The sequence below is a fragment of the Komagataeibacter sucrofermentans DSM 15973 genome (genome assembly GCF_040581405.1).
GTDB classification, from domain to species: Bacteria; Pseudomonadota; Alphaproteobacteria; order Acetobacterales; family Acetobacteraceae; genus Komagataeibacter; species Komagataeibacter sucrofermentans.
This window is the reverse complement of record NZ_CP137157.1, coordinates 1,431,776-1,456,245: the sequence shown is the minus strand read 5'-3', so window position 1 is coordinate 1,456,245 and position 24,470 is coordinate 1,431,776. Positions and strand designations below refer to the sequence as shown.

At 58.5% G+C, this 24,470-nt stretch carries 21 protein-coding genes, 1 pseudogene and 2 riboswitches; of the genes and pseudogenes, 12 read left to right on the top strand and 10 right to left on the bottom strand.

The genetic code is table 11. The annotated features are described in order from the left end of the window. Position 1: 1 nt before the first annotated feature. The 3 genes from tnpC to tnpA form a co-directional block, all read right to left on the bottom strand. Positions 2 to 1,612, bottom strand: a complete 1,611-nt coding sequence (tnpC, locus tag R5N89_RS07110) for an IS66 family transposase (RefSeq protein WP_130732979.1) — start codon at positions 1,610 to 1,612, stop codon at positions 2 to 4. A gap of 63 nt (positions 1,613 to 1,675) precedes the next feature. Continuing rightward, positions 1,676 to 2,023 (bottom strand): IS66 family insertion sequence element accessory protein TnpB, encoded by a 348-nt coding sequence (gene tnpB / locus R5N89_RS07105; protein ID WP_010510701.1) that lies wholly within the window; start codon positions 2,021 to 2,023, stop codon positions 1,676 to 1,678. Then, positions 2,020 to 2,379, bottom strand: coding sequence for an IS66-like element accessory protein TnpA (tnpA, locus tag R5N89_RS07100; protein WP_007400224.1), 360 nt, complete (start codon positions 2,377 to 2,379; stop codon positions 2,020 to 2,022). Before tnpA ends, tnpB begins: the two co-directional genes overlap by 4 nt. Positions 2,380 to 2,477: 98 nt before the next feature. Here tnpA and R5N89_RS07095 point away from each other — a divergent pair. The 8 genes and pseudogenes from R5N89_RS07095 to R5N89_RS07060 form a co-directional block, all read left to right on the top strand. Continuing rightward, a pseudogene (locus R5N89_RS07095) lies at positions 2,478 to 3,464 on the top strand (cellulose biosynthesis cyclic di-GMP-binding regulatory protein BcsB); the annotation flags it as partial. Between the two features lie 117 nt (positions 3,465 to 3,581). Beyond that, positions 3,582 to 4,253 (top strand): SGNH/GDSL hydrolase family protein, encoded by a 672-nt coding sequence (locus tag R5N89_RS07090; RefSeq protein ID WP_110569848.1) that lies wholly within the window; start codon positions 3,582 to 3,584, stop codon positions 4,251 to 4,253. Positions 4,254 to 4,339: 86 nt separating this feature from the next. Then, a complete protein-coding gene (locus R5N89_RS07085; RefSeq protein WP_110569849.1) occupies positions 4,340 to 5,500 on the top strand; it encodes an acyltransferase in 1,161 nt (386 codons plus the stop codon). An 82-nt stretch (positions 5,501 to 5,582) separates the two neighbouring features. Beyond that, complete coding sequence (locus R5N89_RS07080; protein WP_244192250.1) at positions 5,583 to 9,449, top strand: cellulose biosynthesis protein BcsC; 3,867 nt, start codon at positions 5,583 to 5,585, stop codon at positions 9,447 to 9,449. Positions 9,450 to 9,506: 57 nt separating this feature from the next. Continuing rightward, a complete protein-coding gene (locus R5N89_RS07075) occupies positions 9,507 to 11,192 on the top strand; it encodes an SGNH/GDSL hydrolase family protein (RefSeq protein ID WP_110569850.1) in 1,686 nt (561 codons plus the stop codon). A 958-nt stretch (positions 11,193 to 12,150) separates the two neighbouring features. Further along, the gene (locus R5N89_RS07070) at positions 12,151 to 12,447 is read left to right on the top strand and encodes a hypothetical protein (protein ID WP_167400897.1); all 297 of its coding nucleotides are present in this window, start codon (positions 12,151 to 12,153) and stop codon (positions 12,445 to 12,447) included. A 148-nt stretch (positions 12,448 to 12,595) separates the two neighbouring features. Then, the gene (locus R5N89_RS07065; protein ID WP_244192251.1) at positions 12,596 to 13,036 is read left to right on the top strand and encodes an AraC family transcriptional regulator; all 441 of its coding nucleotides are present in this window, start codon (positions 12,596 to 12,598) and stop codon (positions 13,034 to 13,036) included. Next, positions 13,037 to 13,348 carry a hypothetical protein gene (locus R5N89_RS07060; protein ID WP_110569852.1) on the top strand — a complete coding sequence of 104 codons (312 nt, stop codon included), beginning with the start codon at positions 13,037 to 13,039 and terminating at the stop codon, positions 13,346 to 13,348. Between the two features lie 272 nt (positions 13,349 to 13,620). Here the strand turns inward: R5N89_RS07060 and R5N89_RS07055 are convergent, their stop codons facing one another. The 4 genes from R5N89_RS07055 to R5N89_RS07040 all read right to left on the bottom strand — a co-directional run bounded on the left by R5N89_RS07055 (position 13,621) and on the right by R5N89_RS07040 (position 17,034). Then, positions 13,621 to 14,346: an SDR family oxidoreductase gene (locus R5N89_RS07055; RefSeq protein WP_110569853.1), complete on the bottom strand. Its 726-nt coding sequence runs from the start codon at positions 14,344 to 14,346 to the stop codon at positions 13,621 to 13,623. A 63-nt stretch (positions 14,347 to 14,409) separates the two neighbouring features. Beyond that, the gene (locus R5N89_RS07050) at positions 14,410 to 14,748 is read right to left on the bottom strand and encodes a DoxX family protein (protein WP_110569854.1); all 339 of its coding nucleotides are present in this window, start codon (positions 14,746 to 14,748) and stop codon (positions 14,410 to 14,412) included. Continuing rightward, positions 14,741 to 15,262 (bottom strand): TetR/AcrR family transcriptional regulator C-terminal domain-containing protein, encoded by a 522-nt coding sequence (locus tag R5N89_RS07045; protein WP_354680712.1) that lies wholly within the window; start codon positions 15,260 to 15,262, stop codon positions 14,741 to 14,743. Before R5N89_RS07045 ends, R5N89_RS07050 begins: the two co-directional genes overlap by 8 nt. Before the next feature lie 386 nt (positions 15,263 to 15,648). After that, positions 15,649 to 17,034, bottom strand: a complete 1,386-nt coding sequence (locus R5N89_RS07040) for an Nramp family divalent metal transporter (protein WP_110569856.1) — start codon at positions 17,032 to 17,034, stop codon at positions 15,649 to 15,651. 176 nt (positions 17,035 to 17,210) lie between these two features. On the opposite strand from R5N89_RS07040, the gene mntR reads away from it, so the two are divergent. After that, complete coding sequence (gene mntR, locus R5N89_RS07035; RefSeq protein ID WP_110569857.1) at positions 17,211 to 17,726, top strand: manganese-binding transcriptional regulator MntR; 516 nt, start codon at positions 17,211 to 17,213, stop codon at positions 17,724 to 17,726. A gap of 157 nt (positions 17,727 to 17,883) precedes the next feature. On the opposite strand, the gene R5N89_RS07030 is transcribed toward mntR, so the two are convergent. Next, positions 17,884 to 18,663 (bottom strand): CbtA family protein, encoded by a 780-nt coding sequence (locus R5N89_RS07030; RefSeq protein ID WP_110569858.1) that lies wholly within the window; start codon positions 18,661 to 18,663, stop codon positions 17,884 to 17,886. Positions 18,664 to 18,678: 15 nt separating this feature from the next. Then, positions 18,679 to 18,885, bottom strand: coding sequence for a CbtB-domain containing protein (locus R5N89_RS07025; protein ID WP_110569882.1), 207 nt, complete (start codon positions 18,883 to 18,885; stop codon positions 18,679 to 18,681). A gap of 331 nt (positions 18,886 to 19,216) precedes the next feature. Continuing rightward, a riboswitch (cobalamin riboswitch) is annotated at positions 19,217 to 19,451 on the top strand. 160 nt (positions 19,452 to 19,611) lie between these two features. Between R5N89_RS07025 and R5N89_RS07020 the strand changes: the two genes are divergently transcribed. From R5N89_RS07020 to R5N89_RS07010, 3 genes are all read left to right on the top strand, one after another. Then, complete coding sequence (locus tag R5N89_RS07020) at positions 19,612 to 21,255, top strand: carbohydrate porin (RefSeq protein ID WP_244192252.1); 1,644 nt, start codon at positions 19,612 to 19,614, stop codon at positions 21,253 to 21,255. A gap of 159 nt (positions 21,256 to 21,414) precedes the next feature. Further along, positions 21,415 to 21,649, top strand: a riboswitch (cobalamin riboswitch). Between the two features lie 133 nt (positions 21,650 to 21,782). Continuing rightward, positions 21,783 to 22,739, top strand: a complete 957-nt coding sequence (locus R5N89_RS07015) for a 5-methyltetrahydropteroyltriglutamate--homocysteine methyltransferase (protein WP_110569859.1) — start codon at positions 21,783 to 21,785, stop codon at positions 22,737 to 22,739. Positions 22,740 to 22,754: 15 nt separating this feature from the next. Beyond that, on the top strand, positions 22,755 to 23,852 hold the full coding sequence (locus tag R5N89_RS07010) for an aromatic ring-hydroxylating dioxygenase subunit alpha (RefSeq protein ID WP_110569860.1): 1,098 nt from the start codon (positions 22,755 to 22,757) through the stop codon (positions 23,850 to 23,852). A gap of 78 nt (positions 23,853 to 23,930) precedes the next feature. On the opposite strand, the gene R5N89_RS07005 is transcribed toward R5N89_RS07010, so the two are convergent. Further along, the gene (locus R5N89_RS07005; RefSeq protein ID WP_110569861.1) at positions 23,931 to 24,404 is read right to left on the bottom strand and encodes a DUF2147 domain-containing protein; all 474 of its coding nucleotides are present in this window, start codon (positions 24,402 to 24,404) and stop codon (positions 23,931 to 23,933) included. Positions 24,405 to 24,470 lie beyond the last annotated feature (66 nt).

Below are 24,470 nucleotides of genomic sequence, written 5' to 3'. Positions count from 1 at the left end.
ATTATGCGGCCTGTCTGTGCAGTGTATTCACGGGTTTCCAGTTCCATGGCAACAGTTCGTGGAGCCGGTTGATCTTGTGCTCGTTGATACGGGCCAGGACGTCGGCGAGGTAATCGTGCGGATTAAGCCGGGAGAGTTTTGCGCTTTCGATAAGCGTCATGGCATCAGCGATGTTGTCGCCCCCGGTGTCGGATCCGGCAAAGAGATAATTTTTTCGCCCCACGCATACGGGCCGTATGGCGCGTTCGGCAGGATTGTTGTCGATGGCGACACGACCATCTTCGAGGAACAGGGTAAAGGCCTTCCACCGGTTGAACGCATAACGGATCGCTTTTGCCAGTTCCCCCTTTCCAGGGATACGGGCAAGCTGTGTTTCGCACCATGCGTGGAATGCTGTGACACGGGGGCGGCTTTGTTCCTGTCGGACAGCCAGACGATACGGGGCCGGGTGTCCGGTGATCTGGCGCTCGATATCGTAGAGCTCTCCGATCTGTTCAAGTGCTTCCCTTGCGATTGTCGAATCACTGCCCTTCCAGACATCATGGAAGGCCCGGCGGAGATGAGCCCAGCAGGCCGCTTCGCGCACGTGCACGGTTCCTGTTGCGTCTGGTTTATACAGATCCCTGAACCCGGCGTAGGCGTCAGCCTGCAGAATGCCCCGGAACTGTGCCAGATGGGTCTGGGGATTGATCCCCTTGCGATCGGGAGAGAACCAGTAGGCCACGGCGGGCGGATCACTCCCTCCCCATGGGCGGGGATCGCGCAGATAGCTCCAGATCCGCCCTTCCTTCACGCCCCGGGGTTTGCCAGCCTGACGCAGACGGGGGTCAAGAACCTGGATGGGTGTATCATCAGCATGTAGCAGGTCTGCCTTTACGACATCCTGACGGATCAGATCTGTCAGAGGACGCAGAACGGCAACGGCCTGACCACACCAGTCGATCAGGGTTGAACGGGGAATGTCCACACCCTGACGGGCAAAGATCTCATTCTGACGATAAAGCGGAATGTGGTCATCGAATTTCGAGACCAGGATATGGGCTAAAAGCCCGGTGCCAGCCATCCCCCGTGGGACAGGGCGCGACGGTGCTTCAGGCTGCACCAGTGTTTCGCAGTGACGGCAGGATTTCTTCAGCCGTGCCGTTTCGACAACTTTCAGTTTTGCCGCAATAAAGTCCAGTATTTCGGTGACATCTTCGCCTACAAGACGCAGGGGACCGCCACAGGCAGGACAGGCCTCACCTGGGTCGAGAACAATACGCTCCCGTGGTGTCGTGTCAGAAACCTTTGGTTTGCCACGCTGCCGTGGGGGAGAGAGTGCATCATCGCTGACATCATGCTCCCTGATATCAGGAGAAGGATCGGCTGCCGCGATGGCGATTTTTACATCTTCAAGGAGCAGTTCGAGTTGTTCAATCTCACGGTCTATCTTTTCTGAACTGGCCCCGAATTTCTGTTTCTGAAGACGTGCGATCCGGATTTTGAGAGACTGGACAAGAGCTTCATACGCACGGGCTGACGCAGAAAGCCGAGCCACTTCGGTCTGCAGGGAAACAATCATTTCCCTCAGGGTATCCGGATCATCAGGCAGGACCGCAGGTGCAGACGTCATTATGAAAAAATAGCAGAAAACCTAAGAAAATTCAAAATGTTCTGCACTCTCACGCCATAAAAATCAGGCCACGCGAGACGGTGGTGCAGACCAGGAAGGGCGTCTCCACTCCATGCCTTCCCACAGCATGGCCATCTGTGCTGTCGTCAGGCGTGCAACGCCCTCTGCCGGAGACGGCCATGGAAAACGTCCCTTCTCAAGCACCTTGTAATAAAGACAGAACCCCTGACCGTCCCACATCAGAAGCTTGATCCTGTCCCCACGGCGACCACGAAAGGCAAAGAGCGCCCCTGATGTCGGGTTCTGACGCAGCACGTCCTGTGCCAGTGCTGCCAGACCCGATATGCCCTTGCGCATATCGGTCACCCCGCAGGCCAGATAGACACGCACGCCGTTGCCCACGCCAATCATGCCGTCTCCGCAATCCGGATGACCCGGGCCAGAAGATCTTCGGCAGGATGTCCCGTCACCCTGATACTACGGCCATTGCGCAGCACTATGGCCAGTTCGTCAGGATCACCGCCAGATGCCACAGCAGGTGTCGTCACTGAAGCAACAGGAACAAACGCCACAGACTGATCTGGGGAAGATAGTCTTTGACGGAATGACGTCCGCCATTGGTAAAGATGTTGGCGGGTCAGGTCATGTCGACGTGCCACATCCGATACACTTGCTCCATCCACACCAACTTCAGCCAGTATCGCCAGCTTCCGTTCATCCGACCAGCGGCGGCGGCGTTCAACGCCAATCAGGATTTCCTGGGTCATTCTTACCTCTCAAATGACGTCAATAACGACGTCGTTAACGACGGTAAGTTACCAGTCACAATCCTCAATCATAAGGCGGCCTCAAACGGCCGGTTACGGTCAACCAGCATGCCGGCGCCACGGGTCACATGACGGCGTTGCCGCCGTGGCTGCTGTTTGGCCAGAACCAGCTCCAGTTCAATTTTGATGCCCGACCGATTGACCGGGGCGCATGCCGCCGCACGCCTGGCGATATCCGCATGAGCGTGGATTCAGATTCCACCCTCGATTTCCGCCGAGGCTACCATTACGCCGAACTGCCCAACCTGTCCTATTTTGCCGAGGCCGCGTTTCCGTTCTCCCGCATGGCCGATCTGTCCGAGACAACGATCATCCTGCCGCAAGCCCCGGATGCAGGTACCGCAGGCTCGTTCCTCGACCTCATGGGCTTCTTCGGGGCAACAACGTGGTACCCCGCCGCAGGCGTGCATGTCATGACGGTAGACCAGATGAAAAATACCACCCCGAAGGGTGATATCATCCTGCTCTCCACCGCCGACCGGCTGAATGGGCAAGCAGACCTGCTGTCACGCTCGCCCTACGTGATCAAGGACGGCCACGTGCGGGTTGGCCAGAGCATGGGGCTACAGGGCATCTGGTACCTGTTTCAGGACCACGATCATGCAGGTCTCCTCAACGGCGTGACCGCCCACCTCAATGCGCCGATTGCCGAGGCCGGGGTCATGATCGGCGCGCAGTCGCCCTATGACAGCCACCGCTCGGTCATTGCCTTCGTGGGGGATACACCGCAGCGCATCCATGACCTGGTGCTCAGCCTGCGCAACACCAAGGATTTGTCCTCCATCCAGGGGGATCTGGTGCTCAAGAACGCCGAGCAGTTTACCAGTTACCGCACCGCGCCAACCTATAAAGTGGGCTCGCTGCCGCTGTGGCTGCAACTGGACCGGTATCTGAGTTATCATCCTTTCCTTCTTTACCTGACCGGTCTATCAGGAGCGGGGCTGACCGCGTTCGGGGCATGGAGCTGGCTGCGCGCCAAGTCACGCAGGCGCGTGCTCGATGATGACAGGACCGGTGAGGCATAAGGCACGACGCCCCCGCCATGGCTGGCCTGACCAAAACACGGTGCGGCCAGTCCGGGCGGGAAGACCTGTAGCGCCACCCCTGGCCCATAAATAAATTCTTATACGGAGAAGTAATTCATGAGTGCTCTTCTTGCTGGCCTCACGCTGCTGATCATCGGTGACAGTCACGTTACGTTCAAGGACTCCCTCCTGTCCGTGCTGCCGGATGAATTCAGCCGCCAGGGCGCAAAAGTGGTCACCTACGGCGTGTGTTCCTCCACCGCTGCTGACTGGGTCGTGCCCAACCCCAACAATGGCTGCGGCGCTGCCGAGCGCATTGGCGATGCCCCGATTGGCGCGCCCAACATGAAGCCCGCATCACCCCCGCCCATCAGCGACCTCGTGGCCAAATGGCATCCCAACGTGGTAATGGTGATTCTTGGCGATACTATGGCAGCCTATGGCCAGGCCTCCGTTTCCAAGGACTGGGTGGACGAGCAGGTCAAGACCCTGACCTATGCCATTGGCAAGACCGCGTGCATCTGGGTGGGGCCGACCTGGGGCCAGTTCAGCCCGCGCTACGGCAAGACCGACCAGCGCGCAACCGAAATGGCCAGCTTCCTCAAGGGTGAAGTTGCACCCTGCACCTATGTTGATGGCACCGCACTGCTCAAGCAGGGCAGCGTGAACACCATTGATGGCATTCATGCAACGCCTGAAAGCTACAAGGTATGGGGCAACGCGATCGTGCAGGCGACGCTGCCTGAACTGGAAAAGCTGAAAGACGCCCCGCCTGCTACCGGCCAGTAAGGTCGCCCCTTACGGAAGCATGGCCGACACCGCGCGGCGAGCTTCCGTATCTGCCCATGACGGGCACAAGACGTGGAAAACTGTTGATGCTGCACCTGAATGAACCTGCCCCTACCACAAGCAGGTGGCGTGAAATACTTGAGAAAGACTTTTTCCCCCTCAATCGTCGGCGTGATATCGATGGGCTGCGTGGCCTTGCCATCGCCCTTGTGGTCCTGTTCCATGCAGGCTGGCTGCAGGGCGGCTTTATTGGCGTCGATATCTTTGTGGTGATCTCGGGTTATTTCATGGGGCGCTCGGCGCTCATGCAGCATCCGTTCCAGCCCCTGCGGTTTGTCTGCCGCAGGCTCTTCCGCCTGCTGCCCGCGCTGTTGTGCATGATTGCCTTGGTCTCGGCGGGCATGCTGTGGTGGGTTTTGCAAAGTGACCGGGCCGATATTGCCATCAACGGGGCCTATGCCCTGGTGTACCTGTCCAACATATGGGCCTCGGGGCATGTCGGGTATTTTCAGGGGCAGAGCATTGCCTACCCGTTCCTGCATACATGGTCGCTCTCGCTGGAGATGCAGTTCTATACCATCATCTTCCTGATGGCGCTGCTGCTGCCGCTGACCAAACACCGCAAGCTGGTGCTTTCGGGCATTTTTACCGTGTCAGTGGCCTATTGCGCGTGGAGCTACGTCAAGGGTGATACGCAGGCCTATTACAATATATTCGATCGCCTGTGGCAGTTTTCACTTGGCACCATGATCTGGATATTTCCCCGGCCACGCCTTTCCCCGGTTGTTGCCAACATCATCTACGCCATCGCACTGGCGGTGATCGTGGGGACAGGGCTGTTCTATACCCTTCAGTTTGCCTGCCCGTCCTACATGACCATTTTCCCCTGCCTTGCGGTGGCCACCATCATCATGCTGCCCGAAACACGGGTGGGCAGGCTGTGCCTTGTGCCGATTTCGCCGCTCGGGGTCGTTTCCTACTCGGTGTATCTGTGGCACTGGCCGGGTATCGTGGTGGCGAATTACCTGTTCTTCTTCCAGGTGCATGGGTGGATGATGGCTGCCGTGCTGGGCATCGTCCTTGTCATCAGCGTGCTGAGCTACGTGTTCATTGAGCGCACCGGCCTTGATTATGAGGACCGGGTTACGGTTTCCGCCCGCAATCGTGGCGCTGCCCTGCTTGTCGGCGCGTGCATGACGCTGGCTGCGATCCTGTTCTATATTTCTTATGTGTCCCGTGTTCATTAGGCACGACATAAAAGGACGATACCATGCCCCCACCGCGCTGCCTTCGGGGCGTGGGTGGCGGCGTGCGCCCGCAGCCTGGGTCATGGCGCCCCAGCCCATGCGCGCGGCAAGTAGCACGCTGAAGTTCATCTGCGGCATGATGGCAGGGGTCGTCCTGTCGGGCGAGATGGCGCAGGCTCAGGTGGACCCCGCCCAGGCCACGCAGAACAGCCCGGCGGCGACAGATGGCACAGCCATCACGGTCACGCCCACGCAGGAGCAGGATGCACAGCGCGCGGCCATGAATGCGCACATGGCGCATGCGGCCGCCGTGCTCGAACTGCTGCTCAACCAGGGCTATTACTGGCTGGGGCAGCATAACCTTGATAAAGCGCGCGAAACGATAGAACGCTCGCTTTCGCTCGAGCCCAATAACCCTGAAGCGCTGTACCTGCAGGGCCGCCTGCAGATGGCACAGGGCAACCCGGCGCAGGCCTCGGCCACGCTGGCCCGGCTGGAGCGCCAGGGCTCGGTGCCAGGGCTGGTTGCCGACCTCAAGGCGCAGATACAGGCTGGCCCCGTAGACCCCGGGGGCCTGGCCGAGGCGCGCGCCCTTGCGGCGGCAGGCAAGATGATGCCCGCCATGTTCAAGTACAAAGCCCTGTTCAAGAACGGCGACCCGCCACCCGATCTGGCGCTGGAATATTACCGCGTGCTGGGGGCCACCATTCTTGGCCGCCAGGAAGCCCAGACCAAACTGACCGCCTGGGTGCAGCGCAACCCGCGCGATCTTGATGCCCGGCTGCTGCTGGACCGGATCCTGACCTATCGCGTCACGTCGCGCCCGGAGGGCATGGACGGCCTGCGCGCGCTTGCCCGCTCCAACGTGCCTGCGGGCATCAGGGAAGGGGCCGTTGCCGCATGGCGCGAGGCGCTCCTGTGGGAGCCGATCACTGGCCCTACCATTCCGCTCTATAATGAATGGCTTGGCCTGCACCCCGATGATACGGAAGTGAGCGAACTGCTGCACAAGGCGCAGGAAACGCAGAACGGCGTCGACGCCGCAACCGCCCACCAGGAGGGCTATGCCCTGCTGTCCCGCCACAACCTGGAAGGGGCATCGGAACGCTTTCATCGCGCCCTCGCGCTCAATGCCCATGATGCCGATGCGCTGGGCGGATTGGGGCTGGTGGCGCAGGCCCGGCAACAGCCTGCCCAGGCCACGCAGTATTTTTTGCAGGCCATACAGGCTGACCCGGATTCAGCGCCGCACTGGCGGGCTGCCATCAAGGCGCTGCAATCTGGCGTGGGTGGCATGGACCCGCTGGTGGTGCGCATCCTGCAGGCCATCAATAACGGCCATTACGAAGCCGCCCGCACGGATCTTGCCCTGCTGGGCCACCGCTCCGGCAATGGGCTGACCTATCTGTCGCTGGAAGGCATGCTCGAGCGCAGACAGGGGCATGACGCGGAAGCCGAGCGCATCTACCGCGAAATCCTGAGCCGGGCGCCGAGTGATGCCGATGCGCTGTTCAATCTGGGCGGCATCCTGATCCAGACCGGGCGCGGGGCGGAAGCGCAGGATATCATCGTACGCCTCAAACCGCTGCGCCCGGCGCTGGCGGCACACCTACAGGCCGCCGACCTTTCCGCCCGCGCCGATCGCACGCGCGATACCGACGAACGCGTTGCCCTGCTGCGCCAGGCCGTGGCCATTGAGCCCACAGACCCGTGGGTCCGCCTCAAGCTTGCCCACGCGCTTGATGATGCAGGCGGCCATTTTCAGGCGCAGAGCCTGATGAATGACCTGACAGACGCAAAATCCGTCACGCCAGATGACCTGCAGGCCGGGATCATCTACGCCATGGGGCAACATGACCTGACCACGGCCGAGCGCCTGCTCGCGCGCCTGCCTGAAACCGGGCGGAGCGCTGGCATGAACAGCATCGCCAGCCAGATCGAGCTTGCCCGCCGCATACAGGCGCTCAACCGCGCGCCGCGCGCGGATAATGCCGCCCTCGTGGCGCTGGCCAGCCAGCCCGACCCCACAGGCGACCGGGGCGTGCAGATTGCTGGCGCCCTGCTTGACCGCCATGCCACGCGTGAAGCCCAGCAGGTGCTCGCGCAGGAGGAGCGCCTGACCCAGCCGCCCAAGGCTGCGCAGATGCTGGCCTATGCCGGGATGTACCTGCGCCTGCATGCCACGTTCGACGCCACGCGCTGCCTCAGCACCTTTGATGCGATGGCTCGCGACTTTCCGGGCTACGCCACGGCGGAACAGTTGCGGATAAGAAACGACATCGCCATCGGCCTTGCCATCCTGACCGCCGATAACTTCAACCGCTACGGCCAGACCACGCAGGCCTATCAGGTCATGGCCCCCGTGCTGCGCGCCCACCCTGAATCAGTCGAGGCGCATCTGGCCATGGGCCGGATATATCAGGCACGCAACATGCCCCAGCGCGCGCTGGAGGAAGACCAGATTGCCCTGCGCCTCAAGCCGCGCAATATCTATGGCCTCGCCGCCGCCGCGCGTGATGCGGGCGGTGCGAGCAAAATGGATCTGGCGCGGAGCTATGCCGACCGGCTGGCGCATGAAGACCCCGACGGCCCGATGAGCTGGGAAGTGCGCTCCGATATCGATCGCGTGGCAGGCAACACGCGTGCCCAGCTTGCCGATGTGGAACACGCCCGCCGCGCCCAGCGCACGCTGGATGGCGAAAGCGCGTATGAAGGCCATGAAAGCTTCCTGCCCGATTATCGCTGGCCCTTCATTGACAGCAATTACATCGACCTGCAGGGAGCCACGCTGCCGGCGACCTATCATTACATCCCCGAAGATGATGGCCCCGAGGCGATGGACCGGCAGATCGTCTATCTGCGCGATTCCATATCGCCACAGATCGACGCCAACAGCTTCGTGCGCAGCCGCACGGGTACTGCGGGGCTGGGGCAGCTGACGGAATTCGCCATTCCCATAACCGGCACGCTGCCGTTTGAATCATGGGAGCACCGGCTGTCCTTCTCGGTCACGCCCACGCTACTGTTTACGGGCGATGCGCTGAACAATTCCTATTCAGCCCATCAGTTCGGCACCTATTCCATCAATGGAGCCCTGCCGGGGGCATACCATCATTACTATACGCAGGGCGTGGGGCTGAGCCTGAACTACGTCAATCACTGGTTCTCGGCCGATGTGGGGTCTTCTCCGCTGGGCTTCCCCATCACCAATGTGGTGGGGGGCGTGGAATTCGCCCCGCGTCTGACCCGTAACCTCGGCCTGCGCATAAGCGGGGGCCGCCGCATGGTCACGGATAGCGAACTGTCCTATGCGGGCATGCACGATCCGGGCACGAACCGGGTGTGGGGCGGGGTGACGCGCATGTTCGGCCATGGCGCGCTGGAATGGTCCGCGCCGGGGTGGAATATCTATGCCGGTGGCGGCTTTGCCTACCTCGATGGCACGCATGTGCAGAGCAATACCGAGGTCGAAGCCGGTGCAGGCGGCACCGCCACGGTATGGCAGACCCATGACCGGCAGTGGTTGCGTGTGGGTTTGGACCTCATGTATTTTGGTTACAAGCGTGACAGTTACTTCTTTACATGGGGGCAGGGCGGCTACTTCTCACCACAGCAGTATTACGGCGCGATGGTGCCGGTTGAGTGGTCGGGGCATAAACAGCGGTGGACGTGGTTCCTGCGCGGAGAGGCGGGGTTCCAGCACTATCACAGCAACGGGGCGCCCTATTACCCCACAAGTGCCAGCCTGCAGCAGCTCGCGGCCTCGAACCCGCCTGACTATTATTCGGGCAATGGGGCAAGTGGCCTTGCTGGCAATATGCGCGGGCGTATTGTCTATCAGTTTAACCATCGGTTGCGCATGGGCATGGAAGGTGGCTACAGCCGGGCTGGTCCCTGGTCAGAAACCAGTGGCATGTTGATGGCGCATTACACATTTGACGGTCAATAATACAATCGGTCCGGGGCGGATTCATGCCCTGCGCCTTATGTTCAGGAACAGTATTACATGGAAACGCGCGGAAGAGTTCTGGCCTGTATCACGGCCATGGCTGTTGGCAGCCTGCCCGCCCTTGGCATGGCGGCGCAATGCCCGGCAGATGACCATAAGGGTGGAGAAACCTGCATTCCCGCCAATAGCGCCGTGAATAAAGGGCTGAACCGCCCGCCCGGCAAGGATGATGACGTAAAAAAAGGCTACGCCTCAGGCGACCTGTGGCAGGCGGGCGGCCATGTATGGCGCGCAACCTCGGTCATGCCGGGGGCCGCGCAGTGGGCCGCCGTGCCCACACCGGGCGCGCCCGCCGATACCTTTGGCGCGCATGCCGTTTTTGCTGGCGGACCTACGCGGATGGTCAGCTCCTATTCCGGCCCTGCGGTGGATATAGAGACGACGGCAGGTGGCCAGACGGTTGCCACCACGCTCACCATACGCCCCGATGGCACGCTCGATACCGCGACCCTCAGTCGCGTCCTCGCCGCGCGTGACGCAGGCACCTTCGCCACCGTGACCCGCGTGTATGACCAGACCGGCCATGGCAACCACCTCGTGGCGACGCCGGGGCACCATGTCGTGCATATCGGCGCGGTGCAGGTTTCGGGGCAGGAAACCCTGTCATGGGGTGAGAATAACGGGCCGGGCGGATTTGTCCTGCCACAGACGCTCAGGGTGCCCGCCAACAGCTTCTTTTTTGGCACCACGGGCACATATGCCTCATCCAATTCCGGCTATTCGGCCTTTCCCGTGCCGCTCATGCTCGGGCAGAAGGGGCGGGAATTCAAGGTGTTCATGGGCAGCTACACGCTTGACGGCTTTGTGCACGTGGCCGACATGCGCAGCCCGGACCAGCGCACGAACCTCATCATCAGCAACGACCCCTCCGCCTTTGGCATCAGCGCAACACCCAATGGCTACCGGCTTGAAAACGGCAATAACCACGTCGTGCTCGGCGGCGCGCTGCCCGAGGGTTCGTTTTCAGGCGGGTATATCGGCTATAATGCCGATGGCGGCTCCTGGTTTGAGCAGGGGCGCAATACCGGGCAGTGGACCGGCATCGTCATAGCCGATCAGGACGCCACGGCCGAGCAGGAGCAGGACTTCGAGGCGGCCGCCGCCGTGGCGGGCGACCACATGCCGCAGCTGCGCGATCTTGTCGTTACCATTGGCGATAGCCGGACAGAGGGCTACGGCCTGAGCGATGGCACGAACTGGCCCTATCTCATGCAGCGTTACGCCCGCTACAAGAGCTACAATTTTGCCGTATCAGGCGCCACGACCAAGCAGATGCTGGACATGGTGCCTGCGGCGGAAGCGCTGGCAGGCCTGCCCGGCCGCAAGGTTGCGGTCGTGTTCGGCGGCTTCAATGACCACCTGCCAGCCAACCATATCGGCACCGGCGAGACGGTCCATAATCTCGGGCACATCACCAGCCGCCTGAAAAATTCTGGCTATCACGTTGTTTTCCTCGATGAAGCCATGACGCAGGGCGCGCCGCGCAAGGCACTGACGACTGCGGTCGAGGACGGAAAGATTCCTGCTGATACCGAACTCGATCTTTTCCAGTCCGGTGAGCCTCTTGCCGATGTGCTTGACCAGACAAAATGGCTGGCCGATACGACCCACCCCAACCAGGCCGGGCATGACATCATTGCACGCAATGTATGGCAGAACATCGCCGATTTTTTTGGCAAATAAGAACGCCATACGCCTGTAAGGAACAGTTTTCCGGTGCCGTCTTTTCATAAAAAAGGCGGCATTTTTTTTAAGCGGCTCCCGGCGAGGTGGCACGCCGTAATTTTATAAAAAACGGCTTACCGTTGGTCATATTGCCACCGTTTTTCCCGGTGCGGGAGCAACCCCCGATGCATAGATTGATCCGCCAGGCATAAGGCGGGTGCATGGCGATTGCACCATATTGCGTTGGGGTAAGCCCGCGCCCGCGTTCAACAGGATTATGCTGAAATCTGCCCGTTTGCCCTGTGTGTTGTCACGGAGCCGCAGGCAGATGGGGATATCAAGATCCGGGAACCCGGTGCCGAGACCCGTAACACCTGGCACAGCCTCTTGATTGGCCATTCATGCCGATGTTGCTGGATGAAGGCGAACCTCATGATTTCAGGTTCGCGAAGAACCGGGGCGCTTTTTTAAGAATTTCCCTCTCCTCCCTGAGGATCCGGTTCTCCAGACGAAAACGTTCATTCTCACGGGTCAGATCAGTCTGAAGCCCAGATGTCGGCCCGGTGGTCGGACGGTAATCCATTCTCCATTTACCCAAGGTGACTTTGCCAATATTTAGGGCGGCGGCAATGCGCGTGCGATAGTCTATTGCTTAACGCAATCCTCACGGCCTCGCGTTTCAACGCTTCCGTATGCTTTACTGTCTCATCTACGATTTACTTCCCTCGCTAAAAATATGATTAATTCAAATAATAATCATAATTTCAGAATTATAGAGCACGAGAAATACGTCAAACCGAGAGTAAAATGGTCAGAGAGACAGCAGAGTATCAGTTAAAAATTCCTTATGCGGAAATACATAAATTTCCATAGGTTAGGAGAAATGCATGGGTGCCCCGCGTTTGTAACATTTCATTTCAATGGCCGGGCGGTCATTATCAGCTTTCTTCCAGACCGAGATAAGGACATATTACCCATGAAAATTCTTCCCTTCGCCCTTTCTGCCGTCGTCGCCACTGGCCTTCTCACCCCCATCGTCGCGCATGCTGATGATATGCATCATGACCGGGCCGAGATGGAGCAGCACCATAAGGAAGAGGCGCACCGCAAGGATATGCGTGAGGACGAACACCGCAAAGATCTGCGTGAAGACGAGCACCGCAAGGATGCGCGAGAGGAAGAGCACCGTAAAGACATGCGTGAAGACGAACACCGTGAGGACGCACGTCACCACGATCATCAGGAAGACGATCGCCGCGACCATCGGCATTAATCATGAAGGCATGAGGTCAGTGGTGCACGCATAGCAACCACCGCCTTATTAATCAGATTACCCGGAACGTGAGGCATGCTGTCTGTAGCCCCGTTCCGGGTTTTCGCCCTGTTTTCTTGAACATGCGACAGGGTCAAAGACCACGACAGTGGGCAGCCGGACCCTTCGCTATGATCCGGCGACCTATTTTGTGATGTCGGTCGATCTGGCCGCCGTCGGCGCCTTACATCCGTCGGAAGAGGGCCATCCCTATCTGGCGATAATGGCGGGGAGTGATCCTCCCAGTCCCGGCTTTCCAGTCGCACCTATTACGCCGGAGTTGTTGGATGCAGGAGTTTGTCTGCTACGGCTGATGGAACACCTGGATGAAATTACCGCCCTTGCGCCAGCCTACGAACGAGAGAGATCCTGTTCCGCGTCCTGCAGGGACCGCTCGACTGGATGCTGCGCGACATCGCCACACCTGACACCCCCTGCACGGGCTGGCAATACGATCTGGTGGACCCGGGAGAATTTCGCCAGCCCGCTGCGTGTCAGCGATCTGGCAGATATGGCGGCACTCAACACCTCGGCTCAGAAACTGAGCTGAATGCTTCAATCGAATTTATTCGACATGCCACTCATCAGTGGCTTCGGATACCCGAAGCAAGGCAGCCGAAATTTCTTCCGCTTCAGTCTGACGGCAGGGGAGGGCGCACGGTCATTGTCGGGTATTGGAAGCCATGCTGGTAACCAGAGGCAACGCGTCGAACTGATTACGGATGCGGATCCAGAACGCGGCCTCTTCAAGCAGCCCCTGATCGAGACACCGACCAATGTGTCGGATCGTCACACTTCGGGCATGAGTGCCGCAAATCAGAAGCAGCGAATGTGCCATGCCGGTTTCTTCCGTGTGGGGTGATAAAGCGAATGCTACCTCATGCTGCATGAGTTATGCCTGAAGTATTGATTATATTCTGTGGATCATAGACTGAAACCCTGTGCATTATCTGTCTCATGAACAGAACGACCGTTCCCCTGCGCGGTAAATCAGAACTGGGGCGAAAGACGATCCCGGCAATGCCACCGGCGGATCATACCCAAGGCTCCACATCGATCATGCACTGATCCCCCGGCAGATGACGCCGGGGGGGGGGAAGGCATGGATCAGATCCCGATGAAAATTTTCGCCCGCTACCAGCCCACGCGACCGTTTTCATCACAAAAGGTTCCTGTCGGGCCCGCGTCATCAAGCAGCGCGTATTGAATGGCGACCTGTGCCGCCTGATCGGGCTTGCGGTCACCATAATGGTTGGTGGCATCCGTAGCGGTCAGGCCGGGGCAGATGGCGTTTACCTTGATATTTTTTTCCATCAGCAGCTTTGCGTAGCTGAGCGTCAGGGAATTAAGTGCCGCCTTGGAGGCCTGGTAGGTCGGCATGGCGACGTCCTTGTAGATCCAGTCCGGCTGGGCGCGACTTGTAAACGAGGCCAGAACGGATGACACGTTCACGATCCTTGCGTGTCCGGACTTTTCAAGCAGCGGAATCATGGCTTCTGTAAGGGCGGCCGTGCCCACGACATTCGTCTCGAGCGTGCGCGACAGTTTTTCCCGAACCGGGGTATCCGGGTAGAAATCCAGACTGATACCGGCATTGTTCACGAGAATATCCAGACGACCGTACTTCTCGCGGATGAACGTTACCAGATTGTCGATGGTGGCCTGACTGGTTGTATCCAGTTCAACGGCTTCGACCTGTGTGGCGGGCGTGCTGATTTGGGCTGCAACTTTCTGGCCAGCCTCAAGGTTTCGGGCACCCAACAGGACCTTTACGCCCTTGCTGGCAAGTCCCTGCGCGATGGCGCGGCCAATACCACGTGTCGCCCCGCTGACGAGGGCAATGGGTTGGATCTGGGTCATGTATGAACCTCTTCAGATGATGGTACGGAAACTGCGCTCACATGCCCGACAGGCATGATTTGATCATTTCCTGTGGAGATAGACGGACAGCGCCACGCAACCAAGCACGACGGCCGGGGCAATCGCGTGGGTGTATTCACCATGGAATATTACGGTCATGATTGCGGATGCCATGATGCAGGCAGCGAGCAGGCTGCCAATCGTCCGGGTTGCCTGTCGGGCCATCAGCACAGCCGACGTGAGTTCAAGGCTGCCGGTTACAAAATGGAACCAGTCGGGATAGCCCCACCGTGCGTATTCATCCGCAATGGTCTTTGGCGCAAGGATGTTGCCAATCGCGCCGATTATGAAAAAACCGACCAGCGCATAAGCAAGAATCTGTTTTGCAGAAATGTTACGCATGATCCGTGTCCTGGGCTGCCGTGAGGAAAAGGGAGACCGACAGGGCGATCGTATTTCCATCCTGATCGGCGGTCGTTCGGGGGCCACCAGTCAGCAACTGCAACTGTGCTTCACCCGTGACCATATGGATGAAGGCGTAAGCCAGGCCAGAGGCATCCATATCCGTGCGCAGCCTGCCCTGGGCCTGCTGTTTACGGATCCAGCCTGCCAGCACCGACTTTGCATTGTGGTGGCCGGCAGACCAGATGGTTCGCGAGAGCTGGGGAAACCGCTTGCCTTCCGCGATCATCAGGCGGTGCAGTTCGATCACCCGAGGCTGTTTGATGATATGGAGAATTTCAGAACCGAACTGCTCTAGCGTCTGCCTGATGCAGGCATCTTCCAGCGTCAGATTTTCAAGGGGTTCTGCCAGTCTCCTGCATTCTTCCGCGATCACCGTGGAAAAAAGCCCTTCCTTGCCCCCGAAGCGCTCATAAATGTTCCGCCTTGACCCACCCACCTTCTGGATCAGCATGTCCACCGAAGTGGCCTCGTAGCCATGTTCGAGGAAAAGCTCGGTAGCGGAGTGCGTCAGCTTCCTGAGCCGATCAATACCCTTGGGCCGCAGCCCCTTTTCCTGTGGAACGGGATGGCATGACTGTGCTGTGACCATAAGTTGAAATGGATCCTTCGTGCTAGCAGAGGTATGGTAACGTACCATACCATAAACGCAAGAGGCTGATCTCCGGATATGACGGAGCATGGCATCTGGCCACGGGCATCCCTACACAATCAAAATCAGGCTATCAGGATCTCATGCCACACCACTGGCCATGACATGGCCGGCAAAACAAAAACGGCATGCGCACAGATTTCAATGTGCGCATGCCGTCCGGATTTTTCTGATAATGACAGAACTGGTCAGGGCTGGGCGGGGAAGATCGTGTCGTAAAGCAGCTTGAAGTTGAGCAGCAGAATAATGGCAGCCACGATCCATGACAGCACGGCAAGTTTTCTGGAGATCACGAACTCGCCCATTTTCCGTCGGTCGGATACGAACATGACCAGCGGGATCACCGCGAAGGGCAGTTGCATTGACAGGATCACCTGGCTGAACAGGAGCAGTTGCCCCACGCCGCTGCTGCCATAAATTGCCGTAACAATCACGACAGGAATGATCGCGAGCCCGCGTGTCAGCAGGCGGCGTGCCCAGTGTGGGATACGAAGCCGCAGAAAACCTTCCATGATGATCTGGCCAGCCAGCGTGCCGGTAATGGTCGAGTTGGTGCCCGCTGCCAGCAGGGCTACGGCAAACAGGGTAGACGCAATGCCCATGCCCAGGATTGGCGACAGGAGACGATAGGCATCCTCGATTTCGGCTACATCCTGATGGCCGGTCGTATGAAACGCGGCGGCCGCAACGATCAGGATGGCGGCGTTGATGAACAGGGCCAGCATCAGGGCAATCGTGCTGTCCCATGTCGACCAGCGGATCGCCTCGCGCCGCCCGACGGGCGTGCGCTCGAAGGCGCGGGTCTGCACGATTGAAGAATGCAGGTAAAGGTTATGGGGCATGACCGTCGCCCCGATAATGCCGATCGCGATATACAGCATCTGGCTGTTGGTCACGATCTCGGTCGAGGGCAGGAAGCCCTTCAGGATGCCTGCCAGCGGTGGCGCCGCCGCCACGACCTGCACAGCAAAGCAGATTGCAATCACGCTGAGCAGGCCGATGATGAATGCTTCCAGATAACGGAAGCCCCGGTTCATCAGCACAAGGACAATAAAGGCGTCGAGCACCGAGATTACGGCACCGACCAGCAGGGGGATGCCAAAGAGCAGTTGCAGGGCCACGGCTGTGCCGATGACCTCGGCCAGGTCGCAGGCGATGATGGCCAGTTCACAGGCCAGCCACAGCGTGATGTTGACGATGGGCGGAAAGTGATCGCGGCATGCCTGCGCGAGATCGCGCCCCGTTGCGATGCCTAGTCGGGCCGATAGCGCCTGCAGCAGAATGGCCATCAGGTTCGACAGCATGATGACGGCAAGAAGGGTGTAACCGAATTGCGCGCCCCCCTGCAGATCCGTGGCCCAGTTGCCCGGGTCCATATAACCGACCGAGACCATATAGCCTGGTCCCACGAAGGCCAGGAAGCGGCGGAACCAAGGCGCGTTGCCAGATGGCAGCCGCACGCTGGCAAAGACTTCCGGCAGGCTGTTGCTACCTGCTTCTGTGGGGCTTGCAAAACGCCACGCCGTCTTTTCTGGCGCGGACGGGAGAGGGGTGGGGCATGAATTATTGGGCATGGTGGCACACTAAATCGAATCCGATGGATATATGCAATATGCTATAATAGAAAGCATAGGGAAAACAATCGGGCAGAAGCGATTTTCTACAGCAAATGCCATATTATGCATTTTATGATGAAGTATGCTAATAAGAATAATGTTGTTGGCCTGCTGCCGTAGGAGTGGAAATCCCAATGAGACAAAACGATTTACAGCAGCTCAAGAAAGCTGCCGATACGCTCCCGGACTCGAAAATCCATTCAGAAGGGTTTCGCGCCAACCGGATGGCAAGGCAGAATGCCCTGATCGAAGATTATGTGGAGCTGATTGCCGACCTTCTGGATGAAGGTAACGAAGCCCGTCAGGTCGATCTGGCGGAACGTCTGGGGGTCTCGCAGCCGACCGTGGCCAAGATGCTGGTTCGCCTGACGGATGAAGGGCTTGTCGTCCGTAAGCCATACCGCGGAGTGTTCCTCAGCGAGGCAGGACGGGAGATGGCGGAAGCAGTCCGTACCCGGCACCGCATCGTCGAGGCATTCCTGCTGTCACTTGGGATCAGCCAGGAAAATGCGCGGATCGACGCCGAAGGATTGGAACATTACGTTAGCGCCGAGACGCTCGATGCGTTCCAGCGTGCGATGAACGCCGGACTTGCCGAATTTATGGTGGGGTCCAGACAGGCCGTTCCCGCATTTGCCGGATCGGACTGATTACGAACCTGCGCGGAACAAGGGCTCAGAAAAGCCGCAGGTCATCATTTTCCAATTAAGGGCGGATCGCGCTGCGATGAACGTGTTCTGTTCTAAACAGAAGGCTGGCGCAGCTATAAGCTGGCGCCAGTTTCTGCAGTATTTCTGGATTTTACGATCAGTGAAAGGTAGCGCGGTTTTCAAGTCTGCCGCGATATCCAAACTGGTTTCGATTGGCATAATCCGTGAGGGCTCCAAACCCGAGCCCCAGTGATGCCCACATGATAATCTGCATGCCAAGGGAATCAATGCGGAAGTTCCAGAGCAGGTCGGCCGGGAAACTGGCCGGAACTTCATCAACCGCAGGAAGCAGTTCACCCGTGGCAAAAACGATCAAACCGTAACAGGCTGCGGCAATATAGGTTGCCGTCCATGCACTATATTGCAAGCGCAAGCGCCCCTGGATGGCAGTGGCTGCAATCATCGCGAGGAGAGAGATCAACATCATTATGAAATATAACTCTGTCCTCATGCCAATCGTATCCGGGTTCCCCACGGATGGCGGGTTGGCAGGATATTTGATGTTTGGCACGACATAGACTGCAATGAGGCCGGTCGCTGCCAGCAGAATGGACACGACACGCGGGTCGGTACTCTTCATGCGTCCATTTGCATAAGCAAACACGAGGGCAAACAGGCCGCCAAATGCAGTTGAATAAACCATTACGCCTGTCAGCAAGCCATAACTGGCCTGAAGTTTCCGACTGACAAGCTCTGGCTCTTCAATGTCATGAATTCCATGTTCCAGATCGGCTTTCGCCTTGGCTTCATCCATTGCGGATTCAAACGCAATGGCATGATCAACCTGAGGTTCCCCAAAAACTTTTGCGAAACCAAATACGAGAAGGCCTGCAAGAAAACCCACAAGCATCCCGCGAATAAGCAATGTTCTGACCATTGTTCCGGCTTCCCGTTAGTGGCAGGGAAAACCCAGGAGATGACGGCTGTCATGAACCCATTCATGAACATACATGCCAGGAATAATGGACGTCGCTCCTTCTTCAGCCCCGACAAAATAGAGGGCGAGAAGCATCAGCAGACCAAAAACCAGCCATGGCACGATTTCCCTTACGGGAATAGGCGCGGGAATGGCGTGAGAACCTGTAGCAGTAGCAGACATCATTAACGACTCCCCAGGAATAATGCGTCCTGTCTCGCGTGGAATGGACCATGCGCGGGTCTGACTTTCAGGCGGATAAGGAAGATCATTCCGTCCTGTTTACAGTGGCGCAACCGTGCCGGAATTTCACCGACTTCCGCGTGCATGGTTGGCTGTCGTATAATCTACTCTCTCCCAATCTAAAACTCCAAAAAGCGCATGGCCTGACATGATTTGAAACAAACAGGCGCGCCCTTGAAATAACTGGCAGAATTGATGATGGAAAATTCGAATCTGGCGTGATTATCCGTATTATCCTCTCTTGCGTTGCCAGATCGAAGAATCATATAAGACCAAATATTAAGTCGACGGTCCCGTGCGAACGGGTGAAAAGGGAATGTCGTGTGACTCTGGCTGGAGAATTTCTCTCCGGGAGTCCAGTCGGCAACTGCCCCCGCAACTGTAGACGGCGAGCGTTACAACCTTAGCTGCCATATCCTGGCAGCAGCCACTGACATTGGTTGGGAAGGCGGATGTAGCGCGGTGACCCGTAAGTCAGGAGACCTGCCGTCGAGTCCAGATATGTCGCCGGGCGGGTGGAGCCGGAGGCGGGTCAAGGTACGATGTCTTGTTTTCCCTGATGTCCTGTCGTGATGGCGCGGGTGTTCATTTTCCTGTCGGGAAATGACAACTGTTGAAATCCCTGTTTCTTTTTAATCAATGCTTCCACACAGGCTCTTCTTTCCAATGACATTTCTCGGCTCCTCGTTTGTCTTACGACACCCGGCCCGCGTTTTTTTTGCGAATTTTACCTTGGCAGGCAGTCTCTTCGCTTATTCAACTGCCTATGCCCAGGCACCCCAGACGCAGATCGCGGAAGATCGCGCCCGCCTCGGCAACTCCACCCCACTTGTCGAACAGATCGACCCCGCCACCGTGCGTGATTCCGAACGCGCCTCCGCCGAAGCGGAAGAAAAAACCGCAGGCGATGGCGACAGGCTCGATACAAGCGGCAACCTGCTGGGCAACATGTGGGGCGCACGGTCGTGGCTGTACAAGCACGGCATCAGCTTTGACATTCAGGAAGTCGATGAAGTCTGGGGCAACGGCACCGGTGGCTCCCCCAGCACCAATGGCGATGGCCAGGGCTCCAGCACCGGCCCCTCCTATGATGGCGTGACCATGCCCACCCTGACCGTCGATACCGAAAAGCTGTTCGGGCTGAAGGGCGGCCTGTTCAATGTCAGCGCGCTGCAGACCCGCGGGCGTTCGATCTCGCAGGATCACCTGAATAACTTCAACCCCATCAGCGGGTTCGAGGCCGACCGCTCCACACGGCTGTTCGAGCTGTGGTACCAGCAGTCCTTTCTCAATGGCAAGCTGGACGTAAAGATTGGTCAGCAGGACCTTGATACCGAATTTCTGGTCAGCGATTATGCATCCCTCTACCTGAACGCCAATTTTGGCTGGCCCATGGCGCCCTCGGTCAACCTGTATGGTGGCGGCCCGTCCTGGCCACTGTCCTCGCCCGCCATCCGCATCCGCTACCGCCCGAGCGAGAAGTTCACCTTCATGTTTGCCGCAGCCGACGACAACCCGCCGGGCAACCGCTACAACTCAACGCCCATCCAGCAGGCCACGGGGTCGGATCTCGGTAGCAACAGCGACCCCACCAGCCAGACCTATAACGGCGCCAATGGCACGAACTTCAACATGGGCACCGGCGCGCTGCTGATGACCGAACTGCAATACGCGCTCAACCCCCAGCCTGCCGATATGTCGAACGTGACCAAGAACCCCGGCCTGCCGGGCGTGTACAAGCTGGGCGGCTACTATGATACCGCGAAGTTTGCCGATTACCGCTACAACCGCAATGGTGGCTCGCTGGGGGCTGCAGTGGCGAATGCCACCAGCGCTACGTCACAAAGCGACCTGACCTCGCGCTGGGACCGGGGCAACTGGATGGTCTATGGCATCATCGACCAGATGATCTGGCGGCCATCGCTTACATCTGCTCGTTCGGTGGGCGTATTCGTGCGCGCAACAGGCAATGGCGGCGATCGTAACCAGATCAGCTTCGCCATTGATGCCGGCGTCAACCTGAAGGCACCGTTCAAGGGGCGCGACAATGACACGATCGGACTGGGCTGGGGCATTGGCCGCGCCAGTTCAGGGTTCCGCCAGTTCAACCGGGATAGTCAGTCGCTGGTACCGGGCAATGAAAACCATCTTGAACTGACCTATCAGGCCCAGGTCACGCCATGGATGGTCATGCAGCCTGACTTCCAGTACGTCTGGCATCCCGCAGGCGGCGGCAGCGATCCGTCTTTCCCCACCCGCCGCACCGGCGACGAGGCCATTTTTGGTCTGCATAGCAATATTACTTTTTAGATGGGAAGGTCCCGGCTCGGGCCGGGGATATACATCCTGATTTTATCTAAAGATATGTGGTTGAATGCGCTCGAAATGATCAACCAGAGAGCGCCTTCATCCCTCTAATCAGCATTGACGGGAAAACATTGCTGGAAACGTGCAGGCAATGGCATAATCTTTTCCGACACAGTCAGTGGTTCCGTGCAAACGGATGAAAAGGGAATACCGTTCCACTTCGGCAGGGTCCGCCCCGGAAGTCAGTCGGTAGCTGCTCCCGCAACTGTAAGCGGTATGGGGTCGTATCGGCCATTTTCGTCAGAAAATGGGCCACTGTTGCAACAGCAACGGGAAGGCGGAAACGATCTTCGATAATCCGCGAGCCAGGAGACCTGCCACTGTCGATCTCACGGCCGCCGGGCGGGAAGAACCGGAGGCAGGAGCCAAGCCTTGCAGCCATGCATGGGCCTGCCCGCTATCCGCAAAGGGCAGGGAACAACTGAAATCAGAATCTGGTGCGATGACACACAGCCAGGCGGCGGCCCGCCATGCTGCTGACCGGCACGCTCGGGGGCACGGATTTTGACACCCCGGACTTCATTGCGCTCCAGCGAGACGCTGGCATATCGCATGTCACTTCCAATTCCTGTCCAGACGGGCATGACCGCGTGCTGCAGACTGCACGAATGGTCGGACTGGATGACACCGGATCTGATCGTAGGAAAACTGCTCCGGAACTGACGGATCAAACGGTATTCAAGCTATGCTGCAATCCTGCCCTGGATGCATTTGTGAGCGCATGGCGAGGGGGCATAACAACCGTGCCGATAATGCTGGGGCCGGTCAGTTTTCTTGCCTCCTGCAGCCAAAGTGACGGTACGGACCCGGTGCGGTCGTTATTGAAGTTGCTTCCGGTGTACAAGGCAGTCCTGAATGCGCTTGCCATGGCCGGCTGTTTCCGGGTTCAGATTCACGAACCGGTTATGACGGCCGGCCCCATGACAGAAGAACGCATCACGGCGATGGATTTCGCCTGGCGCGCCATGACTGAGGAGATGTCCGGACAGGCGGTGGAACTTGTTCTCGTGGGAGGTGGCGGCGGGTTCTGGCGCAACCTGCCGCACGTGATGTCGCTGCCAATGGGCGGACTGCATGTCGATATGGTGCGGGGTGGCGCTGAACTGCCCTATGTTCTTTCCCACCTTAACCCGCGATGCGGTCTCCTGCTGGGATTTGTGGATGGCCTGAACCGGTTTCCAACAGACATATGCAGTGCCGTGCGATGGATAGGGGATATCAGGGCGAAGTATCCACGACGCCTGCTGATCGTAACGCCGTCAACGGCCATGAATATCAGGAAAAGCGACGGTAGGGCCCCATTCCCGGGTCCGTGCAATATACTGTCTGATCTGATGAGAATTCATGATGGGTGCACCGAGGGACGTCCATTCACGACTTCTGCGAAAACGACATCCGTTTTGTCCCGTGTGCGGACAACAGCGTGAGACATTGAAAATATCATGACAGGAAATACATCGGAAACAGCCATCCCGGATGGGGTGGCCTCGCCACAGCAGGATATCCGTCGTATCCGCAGCAATCCGGATTTCTGGTATCCGGTTGCATGGTCGCGCGAACTGCGTCGGGGCAGGGCGATCGGCGTACGGTACGCGGGGCAGCCCATTGTGGTGGTCAGGCCCGAGGCCGGGGCCATCTTTGCGCTGGATGATGTCTGCCCCCACCGGCAGTTACCGCTCAGCAAGGGAGAAGTGTGCGGGGATTTTGTCCGCTGTGCATATCATGGGCTGAAATACAGTCGGCGTGGCCAGTGTTTTTCCCCCGGCATGAAGCTGGAAAACGAACCACCACGGTTGCGGACATGGGCCTGCAGGGAAAAAGATGGCCTCATCTTTGTGTTCATGGGGGATCTGGAAAAATCCGACAGCGTGGCGCTACCGGACTTTCCGCGTGTCCGTGACCCACATTACCGCACCCGCCGGTTTGGGAAAGTCGTGCAGTGTCACTACAGCTTCATGCATGAAAACCTGATGGACATGAACCACCAGATCCTGCACAGCCGACTGGTCGGAAGCATGAAACCACGGTTTCTTGGCATGGAGCGGGGAGAGGACTTCGTGGAGGCCCGCTATACCTTTGCCCGCACGTCTGGCAGGCAGCCGCTGAGCGAGGCCCTGATTTACGGGCAGCGCCGCAAGGATGGCCGGGATTTCGCCTATCGGGATATCATGACCATCCGTACGCAGTATCCCTATCAGACATTGCGGATCGAGACGCAGGGGATAGATGAACCGGTCATGGAACTGTGGATCGCGTATGTGCCACAGGATCGGGAAGAACTGACCAACCGGGTATTTGGCCTGCTTTCCATACGCAGGTTGAAAATCCCGTTTTTACTGGATCTGGCATGGCCGTTGCTAATCGCCTTTACCGAGCGCGTCTTTGCCGAAGATCGGGAAATCGTCGAACTTGAACAGCAGGCGTGGCGGCAACAGGGGGGTGACCGGAATCAGGAAGTATTTCCGGTCATCGTGGCGCTACGCCAGCTCCTGATCGACAATGGCGTTCCGCCAGGCATGAAACAGGACAGGGCACGGTAACAGACAGGCTTTGATCGATGCCCGCGGTCTTTTGATATGACTGGCGGGCATCGTTCTGGCACGGACCGACAGGACGGGTCAGGGCGTCATCCTGCAGTTCGGCCCGATGTGACCACCATATGGGAGCCATGTCTGCGTCTGACCGAACAGGGGAATGCCAAGATACCCCCGCAATTTGAGCTGTCCTGCCTGATTGACCCATATACGCGCCTGATAGACATGGTTGGTATTGGGGTCGAGGATCGAGCCATTCCACCGGTCTGCCTGCTCCGGATCCCTGGCAAAGTCCCGCAGCATCGGCAGCCCGCATTCTGGTCGCCCTGTCCTGTCGCGCGGAACGCTGTCACTATAATCCAGTCCTACCAGCGTGCCACACAGATGAGTGCCGCATGGCGCGATTTCAAAAACACCCTTGTGATTTTTCGTGACCCATTGCCCCAGCACGGCAGGGGGAAGGGTTGACGCTGGCGGGACCTGTGCATGAACGGCCACGCCTGCGATCAGGGCGCTCAGAAGCAGCGAGACGCCGGTTGCTTTTTGCGCAGTATGCATGATGTCTCTTTCGTGGTTCCGTGCTTGCCGCAAGTTGTAAAATTTGACGGATATAACGGAGAATTT

Bases quoted from the DNA above. Each gene is read 5' to 3' on its own strand.
- tnpC (WP_130732979.1), bottom strand. From the start codon at position 1,612: ATGACGTCTGCACCTGCGGTCCTGCCTGATGATCCGGATACCCTGAGG.
- tnpB (WP_010510701.1), bottom strand. From the start codon at position 2,023: ATGATTGGCGTGGGCAACGGCGTGCGTGTCTATCTGGCCTGCGGGGTG.
- tnpA (WP_007400224.1), bottom strand. From the start codon at position 2,379: ATGACCCAGGAAATCCTGATTGGCGTTGAACGCCGCCGCCGCTGGTCG.
- R5N89_RS07090 (WP_110569848.1), top strand. From the start codon at position 3,582: ATGAGTGCTCTTCTTGCTGGCCTCACGCTGCTGATCATCGGTGACAGT.
- R5N89_RS07085 (WP_110569849.1), top strand. From the start codon at position 4,340: ATGCTGCACCTGAATGAACCTGCCCCTACCACAAGCAGGTGGCGTGAA.
- R5N89_RS07080 (WP_244192250.1), top strand. From the start codon at position 5,583: ATGGCGCCCCAGCCCATGCGCGCGGCAAGTAGCACGCTGAAGTTCATC.
- R5N89_RS07075 (WP_110569850.1), top strand. From the start codon at position 9,507: ATGGAAACGCGCGGAAGAGTTCTGGCCTGTATCACGGCCATGGCTGTT.
- R5N89_RS07070 (WP_167400897.1), top strand. From the start codon at position 12,151: ATGAAAATTCTTCCCTTCGCCCTTTCTGCCGTCGTCGCCACTGGCCTT.
- R5N89_RS07060 (WP_110569852.1), top strand. From the start codon at position 13,037: ATGCTTCAATCGAATTTATTCGACATGCCACTCATCAGTGGCTTCGGA.
- R5N89_RS07055 (WP_110569853.1), bottom strand. From the start codon at position 14,346: ATGACCCAGATCCAACCCATTGCCCTCGTCAGCGGGGCGACACGTGGT.
- R5N89_RS07050 (WP_110569854.1), bottom strand. From the start codon at position 14,748: ATGCGTAACATTTCTGCAAAACAGATTCTTGCTTATGCGCTGGTCGGT.
- R5N89_RS07045 (WP_354680712.1), bottom strand. From the start codon at position 15,262: ATGCTGATCCAGAAGGTGGGTGGGTCAAGGCGGAACATTTATGAGCGC.
- R5N89_RS07040 (WP_110569856.1), bottom strand. From the start codon at position 17,034: ATGCCCAATAATTCATGCCCCACCCCTCTCCCGTCCGCGCCAGAAAAG.
- mntR (WP_110569857.1), top strand. From the start codon at position 17,211: ATGAGACAAAACGATTTACAGCAGCTCAAGAAAGCTGCCGATACGCTC.
- R5N89_RS07030 (WP_110569858.1), bottom strand. From the start codon at position 18,663: ATGGTCAGAACATTGCTTATTCGCGGGATGCTTGTGGGTTTTCTTGCA.
- R5N89_RS07025 (WP_110569882.1), bottom strand. From the start codon at position 18,885: ATGTCTGCTACTGCTACAGGTTCTCACGCCATTCCCGCGCCTATTCCC.
- R5N89_RS07020 (WP_244192252.1), top strand. From the start codon at position 19,612: ATGACATTTCTCGGCTCCTCGTTTGTCTTACGACACCCGGCCCGCGTT.
- R5N89_RS07015 (WP_110569859.1), top strand. From the start codon at position 21,783: ATGCTGCTGACCGGCACGCTCGGGGGCACGGATTTTGACACCCCGGAC.
- R5N89_RS07010 (WP_110569860.1), top strand. From the start codon at position 22,755: ATGACAGGAAATACATCGGAAACAGCCATCCCGGATGGGGTGGCCTCG.
- R5N89_RS07005 (WP_110569861.1), bottom strand. From the start codon at position 24,404: ATGCATACTGCGCAAAAAGCAACCGGCGTCTCGCTGCTTCTGAGCGCC.